This is a genomic window from Alkalinema pantanalense CENA528 (genome assembly GCF_050753345.1).
Taxonomy (GTDB): Bacteria; Cyanobacteriota; Cyanobacteriia; order Leptolyngbyales; family Leptolyngbyaceae; genus Alkalinema; species Alkalinema pantanalense.
Map to the genome: position 1 here is coordinate 56,685 of NZ_JBLZFX010000023.1, position 12,100 is coordinate 68,784.

General features: G+C 49.2%; 10 protein-coding genes. 3 read left to right on the forward strand and 7 right to left on the reverse strand.

The annotated features are described in order from the left end of the window. Window positions 1–198 precede the first annotated feature (198 nt). The 3 genes from ACN4EG_RS09920 to ACN4EG_RS09930 all read right to left on the reverse strand — a co-directional run bounded on the left by ACN4EG_RS09920 (window position 199) and on the right by ACN4EG_RS09930 (window position 3,703). Complete coding sequence (locus ACN4EG_RS09920; RefSeq protein WP_431629195.1) at window positions 199–2,073, reverse strand: cation:proton antiporter; 1,875 nt, start codon at window positions 2,071–2,073, stop codon at window positions 199–201. 10 nt (window positions 2,074–2,083) lie between these two features. Further along, window positions 2,084–3,328, reverse strand: a complete 1,245-nt coding sequence (gene mltA, locus ACN4EG_RS09925) for a murein transglycosylase A (RefSeq protein WP_431629196.1) — start codon at window positions 3,326–3,328, stop codon at window positions 2,084–2,086. A gap of 123 nt (window positions 3,329–3,451) precedes the next feature. Next, entirely contained in the window at window positions 3,452–3,703 is a 252-nt protein-coding gene (locus ACN4EG_RS09930; protein ID WP_190574361.1) for a hypothetical protein, read from the reverse strand. A 695-nt stretch (window positions 3,704–4,398) separates the two neighbouring features. On the opposite strand from ACN4EG_RS09930, the gene ACN4EG_RS09935 reads away from it, so the two are divergent. After that, window positions 4,399–5,457, forward strand: a complete 1,059-nt coding sequence (locus ACN4EG_RS09935; RefSeq protein ID WP_431629198.1) for a sensor histidine kinase — start codon at window positions 4,399–4,401, stop codon at window positions 5,455–5,457. A gap of 12 nt (window positions 5,458–5,469) precedes the next feature. Here ACN4EG_RS09935 and ACN4EG_RS09940 read toward each other — a convergent pair whose 3' ends face one another. From ACN4EG_RS09940 to psaM, 3 genes are all read right to left on the reverse strand, one after another. Further along, window positions 5,470–6,237 (reverse strand): hypothetical protein, encoded by a 768-nt coding sequence (locus tag ACN4EG_RS09940; protein WP_431629200.1) that lies wholly within the window; start codon window positions 6,235–6,237, stop codon window positions 5,470–5,472. A 433-nt stretch (window positions 6,238–6,670) separates the two neighbouring features. Next, window positions 6,671–7,093, reverse strand: a complete 423-nt coding sequence (locus ACN4EG_RS09945) for a slr1601 family putative cell division protein (RefSeq protein WP_431629201.1) — start codon at window positions 7,091–7,093, stop codon at window positions 6,671–6,673. Between the two features lie 381 nt (window positions 7,094–7,474). Further along, window positions 7,475–7,567, reverse strand: a complete 93-nt coding sequence (gene psaM, locus ACN4EG_RS09950) for a photosystem I reaction center subunit XII (protein ID WP_199307242.1) — start codon at window positions 7,565–7,567, stop codon at window positions 7,475–7,477. Window positions 7,568–8,006: 439 nt separating this feature from the next. Between psaM and ACN4EG_RS09955 the strand changes: the two genes are divergently transcribed. Further along, window positions 8,007–8,858 (forward strand): TerC family protein, encoded by an 852-nt coding sequence (locus tag ACN4EG_RS09955; protein WP_431629203.1) that lies wholly within the window; start codon window positions 8,007–8,009, stop codon window positions 8,856–8,858. 203 nt (window positions 8,859–9,061) lie between these two features. Here the strand turns inward: ACN4EG_RS09955 and ndk are convergent, their stop codons facing one another. Beyond that, window positions 9,062–9,511, reverse strand: coding sequence for a nucleoside-diphosphate kinase (gene ndk / locus ACN4EG_RS09960; RefSeq protein ID WP_431629204.1), 450 nt, complete (start codon window positions 9,509–9,511; stop codon window positions 9,062–9,064). Between the two features lie 360 nt (window positions 9,512–9,871). Between ndk and speA the strand changes: the two genes are divergently transcribed. Continuing rightward, complete coding sequence (speA, locus tag ACN4EG_RS09965) at window positions 9,872–11,911, forward strand: biosynthetic arginine decarboxylase (RefSeq protein WP_431629206.1); 2,040 nt, start codon at window positions 9,872–9,874, stop codon at window positions 11,909–11,911. Window positions 11,912–12,100 lie beyond the last annotated feature (189 nt).

Sequence of the window (12,100 nt, forward strand, 5' to 3'; positions counted from 1 at the left end):
GCGACAGATTCGACAACCCCTTAAAACCTAAAAAAAGGGGGAAATTTAGATAAATTCTGTTAAGGTCCCCCTGTTTCTTGGCGTAGCCTCTCCATAGAAGATAGGAAGATTTAGGGAGATCGGATGCTTAGCAAGCAAAAATAAGATTACCTGGGCTCCAGTTATACCAAATGGTAAACGTTGGATCATCGGCAAAAATTAGGCCGATTGAATGCTGCCTTCAACTTCCGACAGTTTTTCCAACATCAATCGGGGTTGGGTGGCACCGGAGAGCAGTTTGAGTAATTTAGGGCGTGGATCATGCAACAGGTAAATGATGCGATCGCCGACCTTAAACTCAATTTCCGCAGGAATCACTTGTAGAAATGTTTTGCGATCGAGTAGAAGAGGCAGCAATTCCCCTTGGTTAATCAACTTGAGCAGTCGTTGACGTTGTCCCTCTAAGTCGCCTTCGTGGAGGATGGTTTCGCCCAAGCGAACGGCATCATTTTGGAGATACTCGTTCCAAGTTTTTAAAGACGCATGGGTCGAAAAAGCTTGGTTAACTTGTCCGTTAGCAGTTGTGCCTTCACGAGGGAAGACAGCCAGCACGCGCGGCGGCTGAAATTCCTCCGCAGCCCGTTGAGCCAAAACCGCATTCACTTCACCATTGTCCGTCACGGCCAAAAAAGTTCCGATCGCCGCCAGTCCCGCTTCTTCCAAAACTGCGGCATCCAAAGCTGTACTGGTTAGAATTTTTAAGTTTGCCTGGGGAGTAAACAAGCTGGAATCCGGAGCGGTATCAATCACAGTTACGGTTTCCCCCCGCTCCAAGAAAAATCTAGCCAGCAAGGCACTTAAGGGGTTACAGCCCACAATCACCGCTCCTGTTACTTCCTGGGAGGTAATCCCTAGGAGTTTCGCGATCGGTTGAGCCGTGAGGGATTGCAGAAATACGGTAAGAATTATTGTCAAAAAAACTAAGGCTTTAACCGAATCCCCACCGTTGATGCCTCCTTGGGTCAACAGAATGGAAAAAAGGGAAGCAACGGAAGCTGAAACAATGCCCCGAGGCGCAATCCAGGACATGAAGAGCTTTTGTCGCCAGTTGAGGTCATCTTGCCAGGTACAGAGCCATATACTGATCGGACGCACAAGAAACATCAAGGCCAGAACAGTTAAGACACCACCCCAGCCTAGGGCAAATACCCCCGCGATCGATAAATCTGCTGACAATAGAATAAACAATACCGAGACCGAGAGCACGGTGAGTTGACCTTTGAAGCGTTTGAGCAGCCGCTCTTGGGGTAACTCTAAAGCTCGCAATACAATCCCCGATGCCACCGCTGCCATAAGGCCCGCTTCGCTCCGCAGCAATTGCGCCAAACCAAACCAGCCCCACACCCCTGCCAAAACTACCAGCGTTTTGAGTTCTTCCGATAAAAACGTTGCTTGCTTGAGCAGAATTCCCATGAGCCAGCCTCCGGAAACCCCGATCGCGGCTCCAATGCCTACCCGCAGCAACAGATCATTGAGAACCATCAGCGGTTCTGGATTGCCCCCACTCAGCACCACATTCAGCACCACCACGGAAAGAATGGCCCCCACGGGATCAATGAGGACACCTTCTCCCTCAAGCAAGGTAGAGACCTGGCGATCGACTTCAACTTGTCTCAGCAGAGAATTAATCACCGTTGGCCCAGTGACTACAACCAGCGAGGCATAGAGAAAGGAAATTGACCAAGGAAACTCGCTGAGCCAGTGGGCTGCCATACCGCCCCCAATCAGGGTGATCAGGGTGCCAAGGGTGACTAAGTTGCGGAGGCTACTGGAAACTCGGTCTACATCCTGTAATCGCAGGTTAAACCCGCCCTCAAACAAAATGATGGCAACCAGCAACGCAACGATGACCTCGAGGCCATCGCCAAGGCTACTGGGATGGATAATACCGAGCCCACTCGGCCCTAGGGCAATCCCAAAAAGCAGGAGTAAAACAATTCCAGGAATCTTGAGAAATTCTGCCAGTACCTGTGCACTAATCCCTGCGAGGACTGTGAAGATGATTTGCAGGGTTAGCTGGAGCGGGGTACTCATACTCTCCAGTTTATCGTCCTTTGCGATCGTCTTTAAGCAGAAGATAATAAAGCTTGCCAGTTGAGTGAATCAGTCCGGCACGATCGCGGGCTAAATCGCCAGTTCCCATAAAGATATCCACACGCCCTGGGCCGATGATCGCTCCTCCAGTATCCTGATCCAGGACAAACCGCCCCACCGATTCTTGTTCAAGTTTTGCGTTCGGCACTTGAGTTTGGATAATCGCGAGGGCTCCGGGGGGCATTAACTTTTTGTCGGTCGCGATCGATCGTTCCGCTGTCACCGGAACCCCAAGACTGCCGATCGCGGGAGATCCTTGGGTATTTCTAAAAAAGACAAATCGCTGATTTCGGGGGAGATACTCATCTAATTCAGCAGGATGTTGCTGAAAATACCCAACGACCTTGGGCAAGCTCAGTTCTTCTAGCTTCAGTTTGCCATCCTTGACCAATTCACGACCAATGCCCACGTAGGGATACTGGGTATTGCCTGCATAACCGATCGTCATTTTCGATCCATCTTCAAAGCGCAGTTGAGCCGATCCCTGTACTTGAATCAAGAAGGCATCTAAGCGATCTTTGAGCCACACTAACTCCGAGCCTTTCAGTAAACCTTTGTTTCCTTGTAGCCCATCTTTGCCTTCGAGGTCAGCTCGGGTAGGATGGGGCTTCGGCCAGCGGGCAAAGTTTCCAGGTTGCCGATAGATCGGATAACGAAACTCCGGTGTAGGCTTGTAGCTAGCAGCATAGACAGGTTCGAAATACCCTGTAAAATCTACCGTTCCTTGGCCATCTTTGCCCGTTGCAGTGTAGAACTCAAATTCTTGACGGACACTGGCTTGCAGTTGTTGCGGCGTCTCTGCCTTGAGTAATAGGGTACGAAAGCGTTTTAAACTGCGTCTGACTCGATCGCGGGTCACTCCTGGAATGCGGAGACGCAAATAGTCTGCCGCCGATGCATCGGACTGAAGATAACGCAAACTGTGATCGATCGCGCGGACTAACCCAGGCACATGATTCATCAGCGGTTTTTCAGCCAACAATGAATCTAATCCCACCTCCGCAGGCACATCGTTAATGCGCTGGAGAGGAGCGACGATCGTGGATGGTGGAGAAACTGTCGGTGAAGGCGAGGGGCTGGGCAATCCAGTGGAGAGAATCTGGGGCGTAATGAGGGGCTGCGGAGTCTTGGACAAGGGCGCAGGGGCCGTTTGAGCCAGCACCCCCAACGGGTTCATGGACAGGTGAATAGTCATACCACCTAAGAGGGGTAGAATACTCATCCTTTGGCTAATTAACTGCCCCCGATGTACTTGTCGCTGACTCACCTAAAACCCCATTTCGTTGTTTAAATTGCGATTTACTGAACAGATCGATGTCTAATACCGATCGACACTCCCTGAGAACACAGGTTCCACCCGGATCCCCAAAATACAGCTTGGGCGAACGACCATGTATTCCCCTTGAATATTTTTAATCGGCACTTGAATGAATTCTGTAGAAGTGGACTTGGGAACGAGGTCAGTGCTGTACCACTTCTGAAAGTCTTGGATCGAAGGAAAACGAACTTCCTCCCGGTGTCCTCCCTCCATTAGCAGATGAACTGCGTATTCGCTTGGCGTTCTAGGCATAACTGCTTCTCATAACCTATCGAACATCATTATGGGCCGGATTGGCGCGGAAGTAACGAGCAAGCTAATGGATCAGGAAAAATACTGATGTCAACCGTGTATTTCAGGGATTCAGAGAGCAATAAAAACAATATCAAGGGACACTCGGTAGCCTCGAGAGTTAAATCAGGAAAAGAGAGTTTTTCCTAGGGAAATCCTGGTTCTAGAAGTGATCTGCATCACATAAGGGTTTTGCTTAAATCACACGATGACACCCATTGGATCACGTCCGTATAATGGCTTGAATCACTTCAGCAAGATAACTGGATCACCTACAAATTCACGGCCTTCGTGGTTTTAACGGATTACGTCTGCAATTGAGGTAGCTAAGCTAGAGCACAAGTGGTTCAATCACATCACCAAGTGATTTATGTCACAAAGATGATGGTAATGGGTTTTAAAACCCTTGTGCCAGTGTGTGTTCTTCCTTTGTCTATTCTTCCTTTGTGTGTTCTGCCTGAAAAAATGTTGAGTCCATCGTTGAATTAAACGCTTGTTGTCTTAGACGCTTGCTGCACTAGGCAAATGTATCGTGATTGAGTATTTGTCCTCATTATGCAGATGTGGCCAGTTGGTGTTCCCTCAAGTTACGTGTTCCCTCAAGTTACGTGTTCCCTCAAGTTACGTGTTCCCTCACTCGACCAGAGGTGTCAATCATGACTGAATCTGGAAAGCATTCTCTTCTCCAACTTCAATCCATGCCTATTCGAGATCGCAAAGAGTATCTTCCTGCCCTGGTCACCAGGGAGGAAGCATCCGATCTCAGTAGTCCTCTCCCTTCCCAAGACACGACGACCCCTGAGTGTGTCCTTCCTAAGGTGGCACTCCTGCCTGATGCTTGCTCTAGAGTTGAAGCCTGTCGCAGTGCATCAACTCAGCTTGTCCATCAAGAGAAAATGTCGAGCATCAACCAACTGGTTGCCGGGATTTCCCATGAAATTAATAATCCGGTGAACTTTATTGCTGGCAACTTGAAGTACGCTGAGGATTACGTCAGTCAATTGATCGACTTGATTGAGTGCTACCGCCAGCACTACCCAGCCCCCGTGCCTTCAATCCAGGAACGCTTGGACGATTTGGATCTCGATTTTGTAGTCGCTGATATGCAAAAGCTCCAAACATCTATGCGGGTGGGAGTCGATCGCATGAGCCAAGTGGTGCAGTCACTGCGCACCTTTTCCCGTCAGGAAGAAACCGAATTAAAGGCAGCGGATCTCCATGCAGGACTGGATAGTACACTCATGCTGCTCCAGCATCGACTTGTGGCCCAGTATGAACGTCCAGCGATTCGATTAGTTAAAGCCTATGGAGAACTTCCTCAGGTGCAATGCTGTGCCAGTGAGATCAATCAAGTGTTCATGCATCTGATTTGCAATTCGATCGAGGCGATCGAAGCTTTGTTGAACAATGGAGATCCTGAATTAATCATTAATTACGTCCCGGAAATTCGGATTAGAACTCAGTTAGACAGTGCCAACTCCGTTTCCATCTGCATCAGCGATAACGGATGCGGCATTCCAGATGAGTTTCACACAGACATCTTTCAACCTTTGTGGACAACCAAGCAGCCAGGACAGGGCAGCGGAATGGGGCTAGCCATTAGTCATCAAATTGTCACCGTCCAGCATCAAGGCACCTTACAATACAAACCTCGAATGGCACCTGGAGCGCAATTCACGATTACGCTCCCCATCCTGCAGCAGATGAACGATTAAAAGAGACTCAGCTTAAAAGAGACTAAATTGCTGTAACTGTGCCTCGATCGCTTTGGGCAGAAGCTTGCGTAACTGCGATTTATCTTTGAACATTAGACGGTTGTTCAAAGATAAATCGAAAGGGAAGACCCCCGGCATATCTACCCGCTCCATCTGAGTCAGCAAAATTTGTTCCGATCGCTTACTTTGAAGGGCATACCCCACTTCGACACACACCTTTGGACTGGGAATTAAGAGAGGAGGAGTGGCTGTCTCAATCTGCGCGATCGAGGTTCCATCGGCAATGAACAGCAAACTTTGGCGAATCGATCGCATCAGTGAACTATTGAGGCGCACTGGGCCATCACTCAGGCGATGAGATTCCTTAAGAGTCAGGGCGATTCGGGATTTTCGATTGATTGTTTCTAAAATATTATTCAATTCATCCCGCAATAGATCACTAGACTCAGGAAATTCTTGTTGGTAAGAGAGAAAAATGGTGGGCTCCAAGCCTGCCATGACTTCTCGCTTAGTGAAATAAATTTCATGGCTACTGAGGTCAATATTGGCGATCGCATAGCCACCACTGCCTTCGATGTAAAACTCAACGGACTCCCCTTCCAAGTAACGCTGGAACCAAAGCGCATTCCTCACATCTGCCGCATCATCCAAAAAATCAGCCCTCAGACCTGATTTCAGCAAGCTATTTTTGCTGAGGCGTAGATCATAGGGCCGCTTTTCTAGCTGCTTAATGGGTTCATATTCCTGGAGATACCACGCTTTGAGGGCAATAATCGCCATTGATTTATGTCTCTTGGGAGTAAAGTGGCTAGAGAAAGATATTAGCGGTTGTAATGACCGCCAAGATAAGAATCTTTAAGTCACAGTTGAGTCATAGACTGTAAGCAACCACGTGAGCAGCCGTATGAGCAACAGATGTAACGCGGCAACTTATTCGAAGCCTCTCACCCCTCTCACCCACTCTAGGCAAGGGGCTTTTGAAGCAATCGTTGGTGCTAGATTCTGTGTGGCTATTGTATCTAGGCTTGCTTGAATCGCACAGATATATTATAAGTACAGATATATTATAAGTACATCCGAACCATACTTGTTTCTAAAAAAAATCCTCAACTATATCCAAATAGTTGAGGGAAATGGGGATCGTCAATTCCATGGAGAATAAACGCTATAAATACCAATCCGTTAGAAATTGGCGCATCTGACTAAGCACCCGTTACTCAGGGTTATTCGCTGTTTTCTGAGGTTGTAGATCTGGACGATCGTCAAATACCACAATTTTTTCAGTAGGATCCACTAAATGGGTTTGCTCTTGCAAAATAGCTTTTGTTTCGTTCGGATCAAACGTTCGGCTAAATTGTGCCTGAAGCTGAGCAACTCGCACTTCTGTCGATTTCAACTCAGCCTGAACTTCCTGCAACTTGGCTTGTTGCACCCCTCGGTAGGGGATCAACTGAAACAGGGCGGTAATTGCCACGGCTGAAATGCCAACATTGACCGATAACTTAATTAGCGTTTCCGCCGCCATTAAGCGGTACATCCGCTGTTGCTGCTGCTGTCGAGCTTGAGGGCTGGGACGGCGAGAACGATCGGGCGATCGCCGGGGAGAGGGTTGAGACAGTTGGTGCAGTGCGCTCATAAACCAAACAAATTCCTTTCAGGTAAGCAGACGACTTTCAGGCTGGATGCACTTTCATGGAGAACCTGAACCCTTCAGGATCCCTGCAATCGCCCCAGCTGATCATCCGAGTAGATGCATAGATGTCTGACTAGAAAAACAAATTCTATGGGGCAGATCATCCGTGTATCTACTCAATTTGCTGGTTACACGCAAGGGAACAAAAAACCTGTCTCGATAGTTTAGCCTAGTTCTTCCAAAATGATCGCCCAAGTTTTAGGGTGAAATCTTGCGAAAATCGATGACTAAATTACTGAGACAGGAGGAAAAAGGTCAATCAAACTGGATAGCTAAAAAATCGAGTAATTACCCTAGTTTTTGCCATCCTAATGACTGATGGATTTAGTTTTTATAGAGTTCAGTAGAGAGGCGGAAAGCCAAGATACCGGGGATCAAGGCAATGAACAGTGCCATCAATACTTGAGATTCAGACATTGCTATAACTCCTTATCAGGATTGGGATAATTCCTCACTGTTGATTAAACCCTAAGGGTTAGGGTCAGGGGAAAGAGTTTGTAACAAAAGGCAAAACTTAGAAGACATCAGTTCAGGCCGTTGAGGGACGGTGGACAAGCTCGATGAAGCGTAAATGTAACTTGAGACTGGCGCGGAGACTGGCTTAGAAGCTGGTTAAGCAAAGCTTGAAGGATGGCAGAGTCAAGGAGAATGTTAAGCTGGAGTGACAATCCTAGGCTGATCCCTAAATTATGGGAGATAGTTCTAGAGGCTTTTACTCGGCAACAAGGGGAACAAAATTGATTGACAATCAAGATTGAGTAGCAGGACTGCATAGGGCGGCACCCCCAGCCAGTTACTGTTCCCTCATCAATGTGTAGTTTTGAAACGTATCATCCTGTAGGTCAAAGAGCGGACAATGTGGGATCTGTTAGACTTTCCGTCTCATTTCAGTATGCAAACCCTGGCTTTGCTACCTGTGTTGGTGGTGTTAGAAGCGGTACTCTCTGCTGATAATGCGATCGCCCTCGCAGCTCTGACCCAAGGATTACAGGATCCTAAGCTGGAACGTCGTGCCCTCAACATTGGTCTGATTTTGGCCTATGTGTTGCGGATGAGTTTGATTTTGGTGGCATCCCAAGTGGTCAACCAGTGGCAGTTTGAGCTGGCAGGAGCCTTGTACTTATTATGGTTGGTCTACCAATTTTTCACTTCGCCAGAGGATGAAGAAGGAGAACACCACGGGCCTCGGTTTCAAACCCTCTGGCAAGCGATCCCCGTCATTGCTTTTACAGATTTAGCGTTTTCCTTAGATAGCGTTACAACGGCGATCGCCGTTGCCCAGGATACCTGGGTCATTCTCTTAGGGGGAACGATCGGGATCATTGCCCTGCGGTTCATGGCAGGCTTATTTATCAAGTGGCTGGAAGAATACACCCATCTGGAAAATGCAGGTTACATCACCGTAGCCTTTGTGGGGATTCGCCTATTGCTGCGGGTGGTGAATGACAGTTTAGTTCCCCCGGAATGGATTATGGTTGCCGCGATCGCGGTGTTGTTTACCTGGGGATTTTCTGAGAAAAAGCATCCACAGGACATGGACTTACCGTCGTCCACCATAGACAGTGTAGTGACAGACAGTGTAGCGACAGAAAGCTTGCTTACCGAAAGTTTGTCCAAGGAAGTGGTCACCACTAGTCTGACCAACACAGACGTAGACAAGGTAACGATCCCCAACACAACTACAAAAGAACCGTCAGAAGCGTCTTAAGAACCGTCAGAAGCGTCTTAATGGGGAACCGAGCTGCAAAATATCATTCGATAGAGCGCAAGGCGCGGTTTATACCCAGTGTATACAAATTGGCTCTATACATAATTGGCTCTCTACTCAACAGCGATCGCATTATCCGCGATCGCTGTTGAAGGTTAATAGGCTGCGAAATGAATGGATTTCAGAGCGTGGGTCAGAAACCGTTACTCATACAACCAAGGAGAAATGGTGGGAGTCCAGGAAACGAGTTCTTCTTCCTTGAACCACAGGGCGATTTCCCGCTGAGCCGTTTCGATCGCGTCGGAACCGTGGATGATGTTACGGCCAATGTTGACACCGAAGTCTCCGCGAATGGTGCCGGGTTCAGCCGTCAGTGGATTGGTTGCACCAATGATTTTCCGCGCCGCTGCCACCACACCATCGCCTTCTAGCACGATCGCGACGATCGGGCCGGAGGTAATAAATTCGACCAGACCTGCAAAGAAAGGCCGTTCTTTATGCACATCGTAATGACTTTCTGCCAATTCCTTGCTGACGTTCATTAACTTTAGCCCAACGAGCTTAAAGCCTTTTTTCTCAAAGCGACCGATAATTTCCGACACGAGGCCGCGCTGCACACCATCGGGTTTAACCGCTACAAAAGTTCTTTCCATCTGCGTCTCCCAAGCAATTGAAGAAATCAATTATTTCCTAAAACAGATTAGCAGCTTGCGTGGGAAGGGATCAGGATTAACCCAGATTTTCCGTAGCCTTAAATCAACTTGCTCGGATACAGTGACGCCTAAGTCAAATGCGATAGACTCAGTAGATCAAAAATCTCATCAATCGCATAGGCTCCGATCCCCCAAATTCCCCGATCTCCTACGGAGATGCTACGCCAAGATAAGGAGGACTTTGAATGGATTTCTTCCGATTTCTTTTTGATTCAGGGGATTAAGGTGGGATCACAACCCACTTTGGGCTCTACTGAGACGGATTGATTCACACGATCGTTTAGGGCAGAAGGAAAAAATATGACAGGATTTGCGGCATCTTCAACAGAAGCACAGGAACTGACAGAACAGGTCACTCAGCCTCTGTCCCAACCCATGGCTCAACCCAAGTCTTTAAGATCCCAGCCATCTCCCCCAGAACTACAATCCCAAACCGTTTCCGAAGCCTGGACGATCGAAGAGAGTGAGGAACTTTATCGGATCCAAGGTTGGGGCGAACCCTATTTCTCAATTAATGCCGCTGGTCATGTGGTGGTCTCCCCTAAGGGGATGCGGGGAGGATCGCTCGATTTAGTGGACTTGGTGAATTCCTTGCAGCAGCGGAATCTGGAATTGCCGCTGTTGATTCGCTTTTCCGACATTTTGGAAGACCGGATTGAGCGGTTGAATGGCTGCTTTGCCAAGGCGATCGCCCGCTATAGCTATCCCGGCGTTTACAAAGGCGTGTTCCCGGTGAAGTGCAACCAACAGCGGCACTTGGTGGAAACCTTGGTCAAGTATGGCAAGCCCTACCAGTTTGGCCTAGAGGCAGGATCCAAGCCGGAACTGTTAATTGCCTTGGCTTCGTTGAATACGCCGGGGGCTTTAGTCATCTGCAATGGCTACAAGGATCGGGAATACATCGAAACGGCTATCCTGGCGCAGAAACTGGGCAAAACCGCCATTATTGTCCTGGAACAGGTGGAAGAAGTGGCCTGTGTGATTGAAGCTAGCAAGAAGCTGGGGATCAAGCCGATCGTCGGGGTACGGGCGAAGCTGAGCGCGAAGGGGATTGGGCGTTGGGGCACGTCGGCGGGCGATCGGGCGAAATTTGGCTTGACGATTCCGGAAGTCCTCACAGCGGTGGAACAGTTACGGGAAGCAGGGTTACTAGAATCCTTGCAACTGCTACATTTCCACATTGGCTCCCAGATTTCAGCAATTAGTGTACTGAAGGAAGCCTTCCGAGAGGCGGGACAGATCTATGTGGAGTTGTCCCGGTTGGGAGCCCAGATGCGCTATGTCGATGTGGGTGGGGGATTGGGCGTGGATTACGACGGCTCCAAAACCAACTTCCACGCTTCCAAAAACTACAACATGCAGAACTATGCCAATGATGTGGTGGCGGCGATGAAGGATGCCTGCACCCAGGCTCAGATCCCTGTGCCAACCATCGTCAGTGAAAGTGGCCGCGCGATCGCCTCCCATCAATCGGTATTGGTGTTTGACGTGTTGGGCTCCAGTGAAGCGCCGGGGGTGGAAGATGTCATCACGCCTTTGCAGGACGGGGAGCATTTAATTATTCGCAACTTGTTTGAAACCTACGAATCCATTTCCCTAGACAATCTGCAAGAAGCCTACAACGACGCCACCCAGTTTAAAGAAGAGGCCGTGAGCCTGTTTGGTTTTGGCTACCTGAGCTTGCCAGAGCGGGCGCGGGCGGAACGGCTTTACTGGGCCTGCTGCCACAAGATCCAAACCCTGATGCATCAGTTGGAATTTGTGCCGGAGGAGCTGGAAGACCTGGAAAAAATCATGGCTTCCATTTACTACATCAACCTGTCTGTGTTCCAATCGGCTCCAGACAGTTGGGCGATCGATCAACTGTTCCCCATCATGCCGATCCACCGCTTGAATGAAGAACCGACCAAACGGGCGACTCTGGCGGATCTGACCTGTGATAGCGACGGCAAAATCGATCAGTTTATTGATCTGCGGGATGTGAAGTCGGTATTGGAACTACACGAGTTGCACCCGGAGCAGCCCTATTACCTGGGGATGTTCCTGAACGGTGCCTACCAGGAAATTATGGGCAACCTGCACAATCTGTTTGGGGATACGAATGCGGTGCACATCCAACTGACGCCTAAGGGCTACACGATCGAGCATGTGGTGAAGGGCGACACGATGAAGGAGGTGTTGGGCTATGTGCAGTATGACAGTGAGGATCTGATCGAGAGCATCCGGCAGCAAACGGAGGTGGCGATGGAAGATGGCAAGATTTCTCTTCAGGAATCGCAAATGCTGTTGCAGCACTATGAACGGTGTCTGAGTGGGTATACCTATTTGTCTTCACTGTAGTTGGGTTTTCCTGCACGGAGCGTGTGGCGTATGGGATTTGTGGTGTGGCGCGATCGTCGGGGCTGCTCCGCAGCATGGATGCGTGATGTGGCGCGATCGTCGGGGCTGCTCCGCAGCGAAGATCGGGGAACTTCTCCCCGCCCCCCTGCAATGTCAGGGGACTCTACTCCCCCGACACCCCCCGAAAGT